Genomic DNA, 17,061 nt, shown 5'->3' on the forward strand with positions numbered 1-17,061 from the left:
ATACGCCCGAATCGTTTTGTCCTGATCCAGCCGCGCCACTGAGAGCCTTTTCGATCTCGTCAATAAACAGGATGCAGGGTGCCATCGCATCGGCGATGTTCAACGCTCGACGAACGTTTTGCTCTGTTTGGCCAACGAGACTCCCCATCAATGCGCCGACGTCGAGGATCAACGTCGGACGCCCTGTCTCTTTGCCGAGTGCTTTGGCGAACGCTGACTTCCCCGTGCCTGGCACTCCCAGCAACAGAACGCCACGAGGCCTCTTTAGCGGATTGTCACGACCGTGTTGAAGCAATGACCGTTTGCAAAACGCTTTCAAGCTGCCCAGTCCGCCGAGTGACGAGAAGTCGTCGTGGCTCTTATAGAGCTGAAGCAAGCCGGACTTCTTAAGCATGCTCGCCTTCAATTCCCAAACCGATTGCGGCTTGATGACCGAGTCACGAACGAGACTCAAACCAAAAGCGTTTTCCGCTTCGAGCCTAGTCAGGCCCATGGCGGCGTCGAGTACGGTCTCCAGTTTTTCGGCACTTGGGAGTTCACCCTCTTCGGTCGCAATCGCCTCAGCAATCTCTCTCAATTGCTCACGCGTAGGCAACGGATGGTCGATCACGATGAACAGCTTTTCGAGTTCCGTAGGGATTTGAACGACTGGCGACAATACGATGAAAATGGTTCGACTCCCTTTTCCATCAACAATCTGTCGTGCGAGTGCTTGAACGATCTCGGCGGAACCGAGGAACCGATGAAAGTTCGTCAGAACGATGATGGACGCAGTGTCATCCGCCCCCAGCGACTTCATCGCGTGAATCGCGGCCAACGGGTCAGATGGCCCAGCGTGATCGGTCGACGCAGTTCCCGGCACACGCAGGCCCTGGTCAATGTCCCAGGTGGCGAGTCGCCATTGCTGTGCGTGGCATAGTTGTGAAATTTCGAGCAACGCATCGTCGTGCTCGTGCGATTCGATCCAAATGCCGGTGAAACAGGCTCGCACCAGTTCCATCAGCCGATCGGATAGTTTCATATTGATTCCTTTGGTTGTTGTGGGTTTAGGACGTCAGCAATTCTTTGATTACCAACATCCAAAAATGGATTTCGCCCTCCTGGTCCTGTTCTTCGAGTCATCCGACCGTCATGTGTTCGACCGCTTGGGTGGTAACCGTACTGAATTTGCTAGGTTGTCGATTCGTTCTCCTGTTGGGTTTGTGAGTTGGTTGAGTAATAATCGCTGGTCAGCGTTTCGGCCTTCCGCGTTCCGAGCGACGCTTCGAGAAAACGGCTGGCATCGCGACAAGCGGTACCGGTAAAGCCATTCGTGTCGACTTTGCTTTTACCATCCGCAGCAATTGTGATTTCGATGGTTTTCACGTCACTCTCCTACGCAGACGGTTAGCTTGATGGAGCCGTCGTTAAGCGTTTGCTCGGTGACGGTGTGACCCTGGCGTCTTGCCTCCAATTTGCATTTTTCCGTCGCGTACGACTGCAGCAATTTGTCGAGGTGAGACTGATCACCCCAGTGGCCTTCGTAGTTGTCGTAGGCGACCCTGCCGGAATCGGTTTGGCAGACGACAGGGTACCGCCATCGAGGCAAATGCACGAGATATCCCGTAGCCTCTGAGCTGAACAGCTTCGCGGTGCCTTGAACGGGATCGGCGAGTTCGTTCCGACGACAAGCGAACCGCAAGGCGTCTTCGTCACGAATCTCCGCTTGAATCTCTAATATGTGGGAAATTGGTTTTCTCCTATTGTTCGAGTGGGTTAAGTGTCTAAGTCAGCATCTCTGTGGTGGGTAATTCGACCAGTGGTATCACCGTGAGATTCTTTTGGCGTTGCGTCGATGATACGGACAATCGTGGGTCGATCAGCGACCATGTCACTTAGAAGAAACTCGGCAACTGCTTCGGATTCAGCTGTCGTATCACTACGTCGCAATATCTGCAGTGCGATGAGGAGTGGGACCAGGCAGGCGGCAAGCAACCCAATCGCTTTGATCGACTCAGCAATAATGGGGTCACGGATTCGTGTAGCCGCAATCTGACGGCGTTCGTCTTCAAGTCGATCCCGCTGAGCCCCAATTGTTTGCCGTTCCGCTTGAACATCGCGATGGATTTCGACGATGGTTCCGCGAGCGGCGGCATCCGCTTCCACCAGCAGCTTGGTTCCTTCAGCGACCTGATGCTGCAACTCCGTGTTGCGAATTTCTTGCTGAGCTTGGCGTTCAAGATTTCTTTCCGCCATTTCGGCGAGTCGTTTGTTTTCGTCGTCCCGACACCCGCCGAGGGCGAGAACGAGTATGGCCACCGAGATGACCATGATGGTTTTTCCCATTCGATCTCCATTGTTCGAGGATGCGATTGAGAATGGCTTGGAGTCCGAGACGTAATCTACGTTCCCGAGACAAGGCAATCACTGCAACGAGCAGTGATACACACAAAGCCACGATGAAGAAGAGGTAAGCGATGACCACCTCCTTTTGCGTGAGAGAAGAGGGCTAATCAATGCAGGCACGGTTAGGATTCGCCTCACCCTATATGACGCGTTTTCAGCCTCAATTTAGATGAAGCCGGGTAGCGATTTGGTGCGTTGCAATCTTGTTGAAATGCTAAGAGATCCTCAAGTAATATGCCACGTTTTTGGCCCAAATTTAGCGGTTTTAGAATCTTTTACCGGAACCGAGACAACTTGGACACGTACGCAACTGCAATACACCCTTTCCATCGACGTATCGGTAATTTCCAGCACCACCACAACGAGAACAAACGCGAGACTGTTCAATCGACTGCTGAAATCGTTGGTAGCGAGGATCGTTTAGCTCGCGGCGTTCCTACTCTATTTCGGCACCAATAATTGTCCCCATGAAGTCAACCATCGCGCGATCCGCTTCATCGGGAGACATTCTTGGCTCGCTTTGCGTGGCTCCGGATTAGGTTTGGTCGATAACTCTTTAGGCGTTGTCTGCACTTTTGTTCGTGGTACGGGCGTATCTGCACCGGCTGGGGTGCTTGTGGGCGATGGACGTCCGAGTTCCGCCGCTGTTTTTTCGACTGATTGCGTCGGTGCTACGTCTGGTTCCGGAGCTGATGGATCGGAGGGGACAAATGACAGCAGCAGAAAGGTCATCACCGTTGCACAAACCGCAAAGATAGCTTGTTGCGACTGCGGCTTTTCGGCGGACGGGTCTTTGGTCGCCTCCTGACTCGCTCTGAAAAGCGAAATGTGAAGAACGCAGAGATTCCCAATCCCGCGATCGCAATAAGTGTGAGCACGAAACGCACTAATGGCCAATAGAGGCCCGTGAAATAGAGAATCAGCACCGACACGGTGGCGACACCAATCCAAATCCTACTTTGTTAATTCATAGCTGGCTCCTTTGGAGTGTGAATTGAGAGGTTTTCGGCAATACAAATATCCGACAATGCTATATCCCATTACAGGATATAGCATCTACGCCTTTCGAGGGAATTCGCGTGGAAAAAAACCTGCATACCGAACGTCAAAGAGTGTTTTTAACGCTGCTACGCGAGTGCAGAGAGCGATCGAACCTACGTCAGGCCGATGTGGCCGAGCGTTTGAAGAAGCCGCAGTCGTTTTTAAGCAAGTACGAGTCGGGTGAACGGTGGTTGGAGGTGCTCGAACAGCTTGATGTCTGCGAAGCAATCGACACCACATTGACTGCGTTCGTCAGGAAGATTGAGAAGCGACTTGAAGCGATTCAGTCCCCGAAAGCCAACGGATAACCGAGCTCAACTACCTTATATGCCGCAAAAACGCCGCTAATTTAGCTGTTTTCGTGTTTTGTATGCCTCTCGCATGGCGGGACATACATGGTCATATATGCCTAGCCATGCGAGAGGCATACAAGTCAGCGCACCTGGGTTCCAGAAGGCAAAAAATCGCTCTGTGGGAGACTTGGCTGATAGATAAAAAAATGACCGCATTCACCCTAAGGAAAACGCGGTCATGATCATGAACCAGCGACAACCGCGAAAGGCTATCGTTGGTGGCGAGTCCGCCGGCCGTCTGGCTTCGGCACGCCCCGTTTCTCATACAATCGAATTAAGGCGGCGGTGATTGCTGAACGCGAGACACCAATCACTGCCGCGATGTCTTTTTCGAGAACACTGGCCGCGTGGAGTTCTTCGATCTGCTTTTCGACATCGGGGTTTCCTTTGATCCGAATTTTCGGCTCACGCCGATGCTTTGTACCAGCACCCTTACGCTTGCCGTTAGCGAAGTCAAGAGCATTCAAAATGGTTGGCCTCGAAACATCAAACTCCTTGGCAATCGTATTGCACGAGGGTTTGCGTTTCGTCGACTCCGCAATCTCATTGTACCTGGCCAGGACAGCCTCTGCGTTGTCCTTCGCCCAGCACGACCGCTCGGGAACCTGAAAGTCCTCGACCCAGAACCAATCTTCGGGTAAGCCTCGAAACCGATTCGGGTCCGTGACGGCATCAATTTCTTCGAGGTTTGCCAACGAATCACCAGGTTCGACCCGAGGCCGCCCACGACGACGGGGTTTAGTTTGGTAGCCGCCACTGACAGGATCACGTGGCAGTTTGTTGATTGTCTCAGGCGACTGTTGATTAGCAAACCAGCTGACCGCGTGAAACGAAGATCCAACCTTGCAAACCCTCAAACGCACACGGCCATCATTGAAGCAGTCGATTTTGTCGACATGCATCGACAAGAACAGGTTTGCCTCCGTCGCATTGTCGCCACTAAGAACCGTCGACAAACGGTCGAGTCGTTCGTGAACTTGCTCAGGACGAACGAGACTCGCAAGCAGAGCATTTTGGTCAAAATCCTCCTGAAGGATTTCTTCGATCTCGTTACGCCGGCTGGATGCCTCCGTCATTTGCATCTCGACCAATTCACGAACCGAAGCGGATAACTTCGGATTGCTGAGGGACTGAATCCAACCGGACATCTGTTTCCCCAACGTTGCCAGCTCCGCTGCCAGCACAGGTTTTGTGTCGAGGTCCTCAGACTGAAGTTCGCCCAAAGCCGCTCGAACCAACTCGGTGACTTCTTCAACGAACGCCAATCTGCCAGCATCATCGTTCGGAATCAGATGCTTCAGAATGAAACCGACAACCGTTTCACGCAGCCACTCTTCGGGCACACGAGTTGCATTGTCACACATCCCGCTACGATTCTTTGGACAGATGTACGATGTGTATACAGCGTCTTTATAACTCGACGAATTTGGGTTCATCGCAACATTGCAGTGACCACAGCGCACTAGCCCCGTCAATGGATACCGATAGTTAATGCCTCGTCGTCGCTCACCGCTTTCTGATTTTCGATTGCGAGTGCGCGCAATCCGGTTGGCCTGAACCTGCTGAAAGTCCTCGATCGAAACCAACGGTTCGCAGAAATCGGGAACGTGGATTACATCCTTGGGCGAATTGGCTTCCAAAACCCGCACGCCACGAACGATCCCGGTGCAGTTTTGATCCCAAACCAACTCACCCTGGTAGATTGCATTCTTAAGTTGCCTACCAATTGTTGCACCGATAAAGGGCTTGTATTTGTCGGGAATGTCGGTCTTTGCGTTGAAGTATTTTGCCAGCCTTTCTTGCCCCCATGACCGTTCAGTTTTGCTTTTCTGAAAAATCGCCTGCATGATGGGTCCGGCTCCCTCATCCGGTACAAGATGGTTATGAACGATTGTTCGCGCACCGGGCTTTTCGATGCGCTCGACCTCATCAAGTCGGTAACCAAACGGCACTGGACCTCCCGGCCAAAAGTTTTGTTCGATGGTGAGGTACTTTGCGCGCAAAACGTTGTGAGCTTTGATCTCCGAATCCACCGTTGCCCGATAATTTTCGAACATCGCCATCACGCGGCCGGTTGAACTCGTCGGGTCGGAAAAATTCTTGTCGGCCGTGAGAATCACGATATTATGTTCGTGTTCGAGTCGGCGGCGAAACTCATCGAGTTCTTCCATTCGACCGAACCGCTCGATCGTGTCGACGAGGATCGCGTCGACATTGACTTGCCCGGTTTGAATCTCGTGAATCATCTTTAAGAAACCTTTTCGGTTCCGCGTCATCCGTCCCGTCAAACCGTCATCTCGGTAGACCCTAGCGATTTTGACGTTTAGACCGGATCGATTGATCCGCGAGCGGATCATCTTTTCCTGTTGCTCAGGGCTTAACGGATTTTGTTTGTCGTCGCTCATCCGAAGGTAGAGAACGACGTCCAATAGCTTTGTTAGATCGAATTGACGCCTTAGCATAGATCATTTCTCCATGTGCTCGGTTGCGAGGTTCTTCGCAATTGCCAGCGCAAGAAACTGGACCAATCTTTGGCGACGCAAGCGATGAACTTCGTCCAGCAGCGGCTGCAATCGGTCTGGAGGCAAATCTGTGGGAATTGCTATTCGTCCAGACGCGATGAGTGCCGCGTGAGCTGATAATTCGTAACCGTTGTCGTCGATGTTGGTCGTTAGTGATGTTTGGCTTTGCATTGTGTGCTCCTAAAAGCACGCAGACGCCTAGCCGGACGGCAACACGCCGTACCGTAACTAGGCACTTGCGCGCTGGTTCTACATGTGGGCTGCCCAACCCAACCAGCAACTGGTCGAAAGGCAAACAGCGCACGAAAAAGGCCGCATCAGAAATGACGCGGCGGAATACCGAGAAAGTCAGTGGGCAGCGAAGTTAGAAGTTCCTGCGATTCGCGTTATAGGTCGATCGTGCCGCGTCATAGTGAAAGAAAGCCACGAGACTGGCGTTGAAAAAACGCTCTTGAGCAGGAATGTTTGTTGGATCCGAAACCATGTCACCAATCAATTCTCGTCCGGTCTGAGTCGCGATAAGCAGGCCGAAAGCTGGATGCAGTCCCAAGACAAGCCCGTGCAGTAAATGAATGTCATGACCGCTCTCAGGGTTTTCGATTCGCTGATCTAAGTGCCAAAGTCCATGGAAACACTCGGAAATTTCCCTCGGCTCTTCGTCTGACATCAGCTGTGGGAGAATTGCAGTCCAGGCTGCCGAATAGCATTGTTGAAATGCGGCTTTGCTTTCAAAGGAGAGTACATCCAGCACTGTCTTTTGATTTAGGTTCTTGCAGCGACGCCCAAAACGCCTGTTCCAAGTATTCCATCGCTTCTCGACGGTGGCGACGGCTTCGGAAAGTTCGTCAACCCAAAGTTGTTGCAGTCCGTCAAACATCTCACCTGACCACTTCTGGTAGACAGCAAATTCCTCGGCAGAGAAGCATGGCAAACCTACAGCGTCTCGAACCTTTTCGTGAAATTCCAATATGGTCAACCGATCCTCGCGACAACAAGAGATTAGTTGGTCAAGCTCAGCGGCCGCCTCGCCTCTCAGTTTCTTCGTTTGCTTTCGCAGTTTTGCGTCAGGAAAGATTTTTTGGGCTCCATCATGGCGGACGTGCGGAAGCAGATTGGCCAGCAGGTGTGTTTCAATCGTTTCAATCTGAACGCCGCCAATTTGCAGTGCAGTCCGACGGAAAAAATCCAAGATCGGTTGGAAGTTTCTGCCTCGGGTACCACTGCGCGAAACAAGAGTTCGCTTGTCCAACCAAAACTGGGTTAGAGCGTGATCACCAAGGCTCAACGAGCCATGGCAGAGTTGGATATCAAATTGATCGCAAAGGCTGATTGACCGGGTCTTCACAGGCCCACCGTCATCACTCTCGCGTTTGGTTCTGGCTGACGCTTCCACCCCATCATGCGGTTTCCCACGTTCATTTGACAATGGCATCGTCTCCTCCTTTAATTTTGAAACAGCATCTTTGGCACACTGTGCCAAGAACAGTGACTACGGGTGAGAACGCGTGACGACAGGTGACAACAAACTGAGTATCGCAAATCATTGTGCAATCGACGTTTACGCACAAAAGTGCTTGATTCACAACGGTTTATTTCGCCTCCATCGGAGAGTCCCGTGTCCTCCGCTTTGGATCTTTGTCGGCATCCGCTGACTCGGACTGACAAGACCTGACAAAAGCCCCGTTTTTTACGGGGCTTTTGTTATTGGTGTCCGCACCGGTTTTCGGACTCGGGGTGTCAACCTCTGCCATCGAATGCCCCTGGCGGACGGTTGAACTCCTGCCAATATCCTGCCAAGGTGTAGGTAGAACGCTAAGAGCCTTTGCTTGATCTTCAATTCCGATGTGGGTGTACTTCATCGTCATTCGCACGTCGCTGTGTCGTGCCAGTTCCTTGGCTTCGGGTAAAGTGGCCCGATACGTAGTAATTCCGTAATATGGGTATGACGCCCGATTGCCTGGAAATCGGCGACTCCATCGTCGGTGCGGTACGGAATACCAGCGAGTGCCAAGTCCTTTTTTACCAGTTTCCATGCTTTCCGCTTCGCTAGTTTTGGAAAGAGTAGCTCGCCCTTTTTCAACTCTTTCATCCAGTCGATTAAGTCGTTGACCAACGTGGGATGAATAGCGTCAGATGGATAGTGCCACCCACGAACCGGTTGTTGGTATCAACAAGCGAATTTGACAGCCAGGGCCGGGTCGTAAAACGCACCGACTCCGGGGGAGCTGAACATTACACCGTTTATGAAACCAACCGCACCCTTTCGTTTCCGTATTGGGACTCTTCAAGCAGCGAGTGTCTGCAGCCGATCCAGGTCTCGATCGTTGACGATAGCGGCCGGCAGACCGAGTCGTACGCGGTCGCCGGGGATTACGCCAGCATCTCGACCTCCGGAAGTGTTCCCACAGGCTTTTCTTCGGAGCCCTCCCAAAGCGATTACACCTCCTGGACCAAACAAGGCTACTCGGAGTTGACTGGCAAGATCGACCATGTCGACACCTACCATGACATCCCCAGTTCGGGCGCCGGGACGTTGTCGACTAACTTCTATCGAACGCTTTACCGTTACGATGACCAAGGTCGCCGAGAGTACACCGTGCAGGTCGTCTCGGGCACCAGTTCCAGCAGTGCCACCGAACAGGTCACTCGCAGTCTGTACGACTTCCAAGGACGAATTGTGGAACAGCAGACGGGAGTCTCGGGCACCAGCCACAACATGACCTCCAGCTATGCGACCTATCCGACACTGAGAACTCGCAGTAAAACGATTTACGACCATGAGGGCATCGGCGACAGCCATGTGACGCAAACGCAACGCTTCCACGGCACCGGAGCGAATGATTACACCGGCATGAACCGTTACCTGACCTATCGAGGTCATCAGCGAGGATCGGCTCCCTTCTATCACAATGGCTCGAGCGAGACCGCGGCCGGTCCCTTTTCGGTGCAGGACATTAATTGGCAGGGCCGTGCCGTAGCTTCGGCACGGTACACGTCCAATCCGACGTGGACCACGGTCCTGACCGGAGACGGTTATACCGACTACACCACCACAACAACCAATCGCCGCTCGCTCCAGGAGAGTGAATTCGACGACTTGGGACGGGCCTACCGCACGACAACGTATGCGGTGAGTTCAAGCGGCACCGCAGGTGACGCCCTGCAGAGCGACACTTACTACGACCGCAATAACCGAACGGTAGCGAGCGCCCCTTCGCACGCCGCCGCCAGTGAAACCGCCTATGACGGGGCGGGCCGGGTCTACCAGCAACGCAGGGTGCTGGAACTTGAGACCACCAAATACAGCAGCGGATCGTTCAACTACCGCGCCCCGTCACCCCATCCTACTCGTGCTTCATTAAGCGGTGGTGACGACAAGGTGATCACGCTCTCTCATAGCGTGTTTGACGCTTCTGGTAACACCATCGAACAACATCAGTACGATGCGCTGCACGATGACACCGATGGCATCGACTTGAGTAGCAACGATGATTACGTGCGATCGACCAGTTATAGCTGGTTTGACGACGCAAATCGGATCACGACGTCAGCCAGTTACGGCTCGGGCGATACCACCGCGGGCGCTGGCAAGTGGAAGTACGCTGCCGTCCCAGCACGCCCGGGAACGGCGCCCGCGAGCAGTACCGACACGGTCTTGGTGACCACCTACGCCTACGATGCGGCGACAGGACGACCGAACTTGGTGACGGCGCCGTCGGGTACCGACACCAAGACGTTCTTTGATGACCTTGGTCGAACGCTCTGGGTTGCCGAGAACTACAGCAACTTTACTCCGACGAACCTATCGACGATCAGCGATGGGAGCGACAAGTCCAAGGATACCGTCGTTCAAACCGAGTACGATGGTCTGAGCAATACAACCAAGTTGACCGCGTACAATGGCTCAAGCGTTGCAGCCCAGGAAACGGTGTACTTGTTCGAGGACAGTGTCGATGCCTCTCGGTTGACCAGCGAAATCTACCCAGATTCTTCCGATACCACGTCCAGCGGATCGGACCAAATCAAGTTCGCCTACCATGTCGATGGAACGCGGGCGACACGCACCGACCAGCGTGGAACGGTGATCACCTACAGCTATGACGCCCTTCGTCGGACGCAGTCCAACGAAGTAACCACTTTGGGTGGCAGCACCGACGGCTCGGTTCGCTCGATCACGTCCGGCTACGATAGCCTGGGCCGCGTCTCAAAAATCACGTCCCACGGCAATCAAACGGATGATCCCGACAACACGTCGGACGTCACCAACCAGATCGTCTTCACTTACGACGACTTGGGTCAGGTGATCGAATCGGAACAGTCACACTCCGGTGTCGTTGGGGGTAGTACCCCAAGTGTCCAGTACACCTACGATACTTCCTCCGCTAGCGGTTTACTGGAGAATCGGTCCCGTCTGGAGAAATTAACCTACCCTGACGGCCGGGTTCTTTACTATGATTATGGTAGCAGTGATGGGATCGACGATTTGCTCTCGCGGCCTTACCGACTTCGCGAGACCAACAGCAGCGGCACGATCCTGGCCGAATACTTGTATACTGGTGGTGGACGGACAGTCGTGACCGACTATCAACAACCCGATCTGAAGCTCGACCTGTTCCAAGGAACCAGTGGCACGTATGCCGGTTTGGATCGTTTCGGTCGTACGATCAACCATCTTTGGGATGGCTACAACTCCACGTCCGATGCAGTACAGCTCAAGTATGGCTATGACCATGCTGGCAGCCGCACTTGGCGTGAAGATGTGATCGCAGAGAACAACACTCAAAATTACGACGAGCTGTACGCTTACGATGGCCTGGACCGCTTGGTGGACGTTGCGCGGGGCGAGATCGATGGAACCTACATGTCGATCTCTTCGAAAACATTCGGCCAAGACTGGACGCTCAGTCAGCTGGGTAACTGGTCGAACTTCCTCGAAGATAGTGACGGCAACGGAACCGATGATTTGGATCAGGATCGCAGCCACAACGAGGCCAACGAGATCATCGACATCGATGCTTCATCGGCTAACGTGGGCCACGATGCGACGGGCAACATGACCACGGTGCCTCGGCCGGGCTCATGGTCGAGCAACTACACTCTCACATGGGATGCGTGGAACCGACTGGTGAAAGTCGCCGACGGCGGCACCACTGTGGCCGAGTACGAGTAGGACGGCAAGAATCGCCGCATCGTCAAACTGGTCTACTCAGGCGGTTCACTCGACGAGACCCAGCATCATTATCTCTCGCAGCAAAACCAGGTACTGGAGGTACGACTCGATTCGGACACCGATCCCCATAAGCAATTCACGTGGGGCTCCCGTTACATCGACGACCTAGTGCTGCGTGAACGTGACACAACCGGCAACGGTGTACTCGATGAGCGGCTCTATGCTCTGCAAGACGCGAACTGGAACGTGACGGCGTTGTCGGGCACGACGGGAACGGTCGTCGAGCGATTCCACTATGACCCGTATGGCCAATCCACGGTTCTGGAAGCGAATTTTACGCTCGACGGTGATGGATTATCGGACACGGATTGGGAATACCGGTACACGTCACGAGAGTTCGACGCGGAAACCGGATTGAACTACTTCCGGGCGCGGTACTATCACGCCGGGTTGGGACGGTTCTGCTCCAGAGACCCAATTGGATTCGAGGGTAGCGAGTGGAACCTTTATGAACTTGTTAGCGGGGAGCCGCTGACGGGGCTCGATCCATATGGACTCACCCAAGTGTGCGGGCCAAGAGTTTGGCTCTACACCGGGTCTTGGTGTGCGGAAGAGAACGTGTGGAATGCAGCGACGAACGCGGCTGGAAGGGTTGTCTCGTGTTGGTGGAAGTGCGAAAAAACTGTTCATTCGCGCGTCGTTGAGTATGTGGGCGGCGTCGCAACTTCAACCGGCGCATGGACTTTGATTGAGCGTGCTGAAGTTATCGCGAAAACGGAAGAACAGTTGAGGCGATCGTTGGGGCCTAAAATAAACCTCAACCCCAACACTAGTCCACTTAGCCGGTGTGCGACTAGGAACAGCAAGAATTGCTTGGGCAGAGTATTAAGGCGGCATATGAGATACACGAAAAACGCGCAGATCCGATCTGCGTGTCGAACGGGCGTGATCGGAGTCGCGATTACGGAATTTGCGATTAGTACATATTGCAGTTTTACATGTAGTGATGGTCGCTGGTAACCTGGACTTCAATTTATGCTCTCGTTCTTGAGAAAGCTGGGCAAGCCAAAACTTCCTGAAAGCTTAACACGACGCCATGATTCGAAAGACTGCTGGAATAATACTGGATCTAGTGATCAGGTCCGTGAAAATGTTCTGGCTAAGCTTTGTGATGCTTATGTTGTCGATAAACGTCTTCGCTACAAATTTCGTCCGGACGATACGCTTGGAGAAATCGACCGTGCCTTTTACCCTCGTGGAAATTCGACGATGCTTGAGCTGAATTGCTTTGTCGAGTTAGTCAAGGATGATTGCGAGCGATCAAACGGGACGGGGGTAGTTTCGGAGAAACTACCCGATGAATCGGAGTGAAACGATTGAACGGAGGCGGAAAAGGTGGCCGGTACCGTAAATGAGTAAACCACCGATTGCACCGGGGTAAAGGAAACGCTTCGTGGGGGTCAAACTTGCTTTTCAGTTTTCAGCCGAAGAATACACGAGACGCCAATGCTTGCATCGAAGCGAATCGATGAGTTTACTTTTTTTCTCGAAATGAGAGTCTGTTATCCGATGTCACGAAGAAGCAAAAGCCAACGAAGACTAAAAAAAATGAAGCAAGCCCAGCGTAAAACCGATCGAACGCAGCCAACAAATGAACCAGTATTGTGTGAGTGTTGCCGTGCTCGTGCTGAAGCCAATGAGAATGCCAAGGCGATCTTGGATCAGATTGATCGAGATGCAGAAGAATGGTTTCAATGCCACTGTCGCTGGGAAGATCTTGTTCGTGAACATGGTGAGGAAGGGGCCGCCATCATTGCTGATTGCTACTAGCTTCCACAATTCGTTCACAATTAGAACACCCCGACAGCTAACCGACGGATCGGGAGACAGTTGATTTTGTCTCGCTTCTTTTTTAACAATTAGAACACCCCGACAGCTAACCGACGGATCGGGAGACAGTTGATTTTGTCTCGCTTCTTTTTTAGCTGCCTAGATTGCCGGGCTTGCTTGAGTCGTTTTAGATTGCCGAGTGTGACTTAGAGTTTGCACACCAGTTTGACTCTTTTTGAATGAAATGGCAGTTTGAATTTTGGCTCGATTGTTTGTGAAAGGACCGGATTTGCCTTCGCTGGACGATTTGAGTGCTCTGGGGGCGGTGCGGTAGCTGGGCCGCTGGCCGAGTGGATGGCTCGTTCGTTTCAGTTGCAGTTGAATGACTCATGCGGCGATTGGTTCGGATGTTGGCGGAGCACGCGGAGACATCTGCCCGCGCTGGTCCTCGTAACGGATTCGTACATAATCAAATAGCGGATGGTCGGGGCCAGTTTGATGATGGTAAATCAAGTCGATGATCGGATGACGCTGGGCAACATGACGTTGATCCTCGATCACTTGCAAGATCGCACGACGCCAATCGTTGCCTGCGACGCCGCCCGCTAACACCGCCGCCGTTCCGAGCATCAACGTGACGAGTGAGAGTACTTGATGGGTAAGTCGTGGCTCGAGCTTATTGACGATCTTTCGCGGCCGATCACACTTCGGGCAGGTCGCTTCATGCGGCATCGGGTCATATGCTTCGATCGCTTCAGGGCTTGGAAGTAACGACGCAGAATCAGTTGTTTCAGCGTGCGATTCGTTCTTCTTATCGGCTTCGATCAGGCGACGACAAAGATTTAAACGCTCTTCGCGATTGGTCGTGTGTAGCAGACCCGAATAGCGAACTCGCTGCATCCCCTTGGGCAACACATGATCGCTGATGCGACGACAGAATTCCAACTCATGCAGCTTCTTGATCCCATCTTTGCCGCGACGGTAGTCATGGAACTTGAACGTGATCTGACCATCTTTGTCTTCGAGAAGTCGCTGGTTGCCGATCGCCGTGCCGGTAACGTAGCGGGCTAAATAACCGATCAAGGCTTCGCCATCATGATGCTCACCCTTCGGGCCTTTGATGTCGGCAACCCAGTCGATCCCGGAGACGTGATCGAGTACGTTGTCCAAGGAAGTGCGAGTGGGCAGATGCTTGGGAAGCCGTAGCGGTCGTCGACGATCGAGCTTGCGAAGCTGTTTCAAGTATTCGACTTTGAAGATCTCGGCCAACTTCGACTTCTGGCCTTCCGCCTTCTTCACGTCGATATCGATCCATCGCGTGCGTGTCTGGTCGAGTCCGCCAGCGGTGAGGATGATGTGGACATGATAGTGACGACCAAGCCGTTGTCCCCAAGTGTGCAGGACGATGGCCACGCCTGGGATCGAGACACCATGATGCCGCTTTACATATTCGAACGCCGCGACCCGCGCTGACCGCATCAGGGCGGAGAGCGTTTCATGGCGATTGGCGTTGATCGTATCATTGAGGTCATGAGGCACCGTAACGACCAAGTGCATGTACTTGCACGGCAACTTCCAGTGCTGCATCTGCTCGTGCCAGCGCATCCGCCGATAACCGCCACACGTGCTACAATGCCGATCGTTACAATTCAGTAACAGCATCGAATCGCTTTGGCAGTGGTCACAGTGAACCTGTTTCGCACCGTAGTCACCACAGCGACAACCAGCCAAGTTCCGCATCACTTTGGTGACCCGGTCTGCTTCCTCGCTCGTTAGCTCACCACGATAGTCCACGCGCCCTTCACAGCGGCGGAGGGTCGCGCCGATCGAGAGCTTTCTAGTGGTAAGCAGCTCCGGCTTGGTAATTTGTAACGGCATGAGCTGAAGTTTTACCAAGTATTTCCAAAGGACAACACCACAGCGATTGACACGCAAGCCAATCGATGGCGTTATCAGTAGACGGCGATCTCCTTTTCTTAAAACGCGGCCATTGAACGGAAAGATTGGGTAGTGGATCTTGTTAAAGATCCGTGCACGGTGGGATCTTTAACAAGATCCACTACGGTGAAAAGCGTCAGCACCACAATCGACGTTCCTTGACAAAGCACACTTTTTTCATCCCCTCATCCAGGGCCAGGCCACCGGTCTGCGCCAACATTCCCGTCCCATTCTCTTAAAGAGACAAACATGAACGATCTAGCCACCATGATCGAAGAGCACCCGCTCGCGACGACAATCGACTATTACGCATCGAAACTGCCCGAAAATGAAAAGGCAATTTCCTTTTTGAAGAGCAACCGCTTGGCGTCCGATGCAACCTTGAAGGTCGGCTTTGCGGACCGCACGTTCGGTAAGCAGTTGCCGAACCATCGCACAGTTCCAGGCCGCGAGTTGCGGAGTGCCTTACAGAAAGCGGGTATCCTTAAAGCGACCGGTCACGAGACCTTTCGTGGCTTCGTCACCGTACCACTATCGGATGCGAACGGGATCGTCACGGGCGTTTACGGATTGCGGGTCGATCGTAAAGCGCCCGGCGAAAAGAGGATCGCGATTGGAAGTGGCATCTTCAACGCTGCGGCCCTTCAATCGTTCGGCGAGATCATTCTTTGCGACAGCGTCTTAGCAGCATGGACCTTTTATGGTTCAGGTTACCCGTACGCGGTGGCAGACGTTCATGGGCAACTTACCATCGACGATCTCTCTCGTGTCCGCCGTGTGTTGGTCGTCGGCGACGTCGACATGCGGGTGCTCGAAGGCAAAGAAGTACTGCGCATTCACTTTCCCGATGGCGTCAGTGTCAATGAATATGCAAAAGACAGACACGTGAGCGAGGACGCGTTCGGAATACGCATCCGTGCGGCCTCATGGGTCGGTGGGCACGTCGATCCACAGTCGGCAAGCGAAAAGCCTGCAACCGAAACATCCCCGCTACCGACCCCATGCAGTGACCTACATGCCGAATCAAACGAGCACGAAACGATGATCCGAATCGAGAACCGCCGCTGGCGGATTCGCGGTCTCGACCGCAACGCGACGATCGGAGTCTTGAAAGTCAACCTGATGGTACTCAACGAAACCAACGATCAGTACCACGTCGACTCCCTCGATCTGTACCACGCCCGATCTCGCCGCGTGTTCTTGAAAGAAGCGGCAGACGAGACCGCTGCGAGCGAGCATGAACTTCGCAGCGACTTGGGACGCGTGCTCCTGAAACTCGAAGAACTACAGATTGAACAACTTCAACGAGGCCCGGCACAAAACGTGCAAGTCGAACTCAGTGCCACCGAGAGGGACGAGGCGTTATCGCTACTGACCGACGAACGACTCTTGGACCGCATTTTGATTGACTTTGAAACATGCGGCATCGTTGGCGAAGAACCGGGCAAGTTGGCTGGCTACTTGGCTGCCACCAGCCGGTTGTTGGACAAACCCCTCGGTCTGGTCATTCAGTCCTCTTCGGCAGCGGGCAAGAGTGCGTTAGCCGATTCGGTCCTGCGGTTCATGCCCCCCGAAGAGCAGTTCGCTTGCAGTGCCATGACCAGTCAGAGTCTGTACTATCTTGGCAACGAGAACTTGCGTCACAAGATTCTCTCGGTTGCCGAAGAGGAGGGTGTCCGCGACGCGGCCTATCAGCTCAAGCTACTTCAAAGCGAAGGTCATCTATCGCTAGTATCAACATCGAAAGAATCGGGCAGCGGACGTACGACGACCGAGCGGTACGAGGTCGATGGACCCGTGGCATTGGTGATGACGACGACGT

The 17,061-nt window shown here is 53.4% G+C and carries 14 protein-coding genes; 5 read left to right on the forward strand and 9 right to left on the reverse strand.

Annotated features, from left to right (window positions below; genetic code table 11):
- The 4 genes from Q31b_RS27255 to Q31b_RS27270 form a co-directional block, all read right to left on the reverse strand.
- The coding region (locus Q31b_RS27255; RefSeq protein WP_146602836.1) for an AAA family ATPase at nucleotides 1-1,021 on the reverse strand (1,021 nt) is incomplete at its 3' end.
- A 149-nt stretch (nucleotides 1,022-1,170) separates the two neighbouring features.
- Entirely contained in the window at nucleotides 1,171-1,365 is a 195-nt protein-coding gene (locus Q31b_RS27260) for a DUF2997 domain-containing protein (protein WP_146602837.1), read from the reverse strand.
- A 1-nt stretch (nucleotide 1,366) separates the two neighbouring features.
- Complete coding sequence (locus Q31b_RS29515) at nucleotides 1,367-1,594, reverse strand: DUF1257 domain-containing protein (RefSeq protein ID WP_315860402.1); 228 nt, start codon at nucleotides 1,592-1,594, stop codon at nucleotides 1,367-1,369.
- 161 nt (nucleotides 1,595-1,755) lie between these two features.
- Entirely contained in the window at nucleotides 1,756-2,325 is a 570-nt protein-coding gene (locus Q31b_RS27270) for a hypothetical protein (RefSeq protein WP_146602839.1), read from the reverse strand.
- A gap of 1,139 nt (nucleotides 2,326-3,464) precedes the next feature.
- Between Q31b_RS27270 and Q31b_RS27275 the strand changes: the two genes are divergently transcribed.
- Nucleotides 3,465-3,734, forward strand: a complete 270-nt coding sequence (locus Q31b_RS27275) for a helix-turn-helix domain-containing protein (RefSeq protein WP_231617900.1) — start codon at nucleotides 3,465-3,467, stop codon at nucleotides 3,732-3,734.
- Nucleotides 3,735-3,988: 254 nt separating this feature from the next.
- Here Q31b_RS27275 and Q31b_RS27280 read toward each other — a convergent pair whose 3' ends face one another.
- From Q31b_RS27280 to Q31b_RS27295, 4 genes are all read right to left on the reverse strand, one after another.
- On the reverse strand, nucleotides 3,989-6,241 hold the full coding sequence (locus Q31b_RS27280; RefSeq protein WP_146602841.1) for a recombinase family protein: 2,253 nt from the start codon (nucleotides 6,239-6,241) through the stop codon (nucleotides 3,989-3,991).
- A gap of 3 nt (nucleotides 6,242-6,244) precedes the next feature.
- Nucleotides 6,245-6,472, reverse strand: a complete 228-nt coding sequence (locus tag Q31b_RS27285; protein WP_146602842.1) for a hypothetical protein — start codon at nucleotides 6,470-6,472, stop codon at nucleotides 6,245-6,247.
- Nucleotides 6,473-6,665: 193 nt separating this feature from the next.
- Entirely contained in the window at nucleotides 6,666-7,733 is a 1,068-nt protein-coding gene (locus Q31b_RS27290; RefSeq protein ID WP_146602843.1) for a hypothetical protein, read from the reverse strand.
- 429 nt (nucleotides 7,734-8,162) lie between these two features.
- Entirely contained in the window at nucleotides 8,163-8,390 is a 228-nt protein-coding gene (locus tag Q31b_RS27295) for a hypothetical protein (RefSeq protein ID WP_146602844.1), read from the reverse strand.
- 51 nt (nucleotides 8,391-8,441) lie between these two features.
- On the opposite strand from Q31b_RS27295, the gene Q31b_RS27300 reads away from it, so the two are divergent.
- The 3 genes from Q31b_RS27300 (at nucleotide 8,442) to Q31b_RS27310 (ending at nucleotide 13,301) form a co-directional block, all read left to right on the forward strand.
- A complete protein-coding gene (locus Q31b_RS27300) occupies nucleotides 8,442-11,471 on the forward strand; it encodes a hypothetical protein (RefSeq protein ID WP_146602845.1) in 3,030 nt (1,009 codons plus the stop codon).
- A 168-nt stretch (nucleotides 11,472-11,639) separates the two neighbouring features.
- A complete protein-coding gene (locus tag Q31b_RS27305) occupies nucleotides 11,640-12,491 on the forward strand; it encodes an RHS repeat-associated core domain-containing protein (RefSeq protein ID WP_197172496.1) in 852 nt (283 codons plus the stop codon).
- 588 nt (nucleotides 12,492-13,079) lie between these two features.
- Nucleotides 13,080-13,301 carry a hypothetical protein gene (locus tag Q31b_RS27310; protein WP_146602847.1) on the forward strand — a complete coding sequence of 74 codons (222 nt, stop codon included), beginning with the start codon at nucleotides 13,080-13,082 and terminating at the stop codon, nucleotides 13,299-13,301.
- Nucleotides 13,302-13,688: 387 nt separating this feature from the next.
- Here Q31b_RS27310 and Q31b_RS27315 read toward each other — a convergent pair whose 3' ends face one another.
- Nucleotides 13,689-15,179, reverse strand: coding sequence for an IS91 family transposase (locus Q31b_RS27315; protein ID WP_146602848.1), 1,491 nt, complete (start codon nucleotides 15,177-15,179; stop codon nucleotides 13,689-13,691).
- A 309-nt stretch (nucleotides 15,180-15,488) separates the two neighbouring features.
- On the opposite strand from Q31b_RS27315, the gene Q31b_RS27320 reads away from it, so the two are divergent.
- Nucleotides 15,489-17,061 (forward strand): hypothetical protein (locus tag Q31b_RS27320; RefSeq protein ID WP_197172499.1); only part of this gene is annotated, 1,573 nt, incomplete at its 3' end.

It is taken from the genome of Novipirellula aureliae (genome assembly GCF_007860185.1).
Classification (GTDB): Bacteria; Planctomycetota; Planctomycetia; order Pirellulales; family Pirellulaceae; genus Novipirellula_A; species Novipirellula_A aureliae.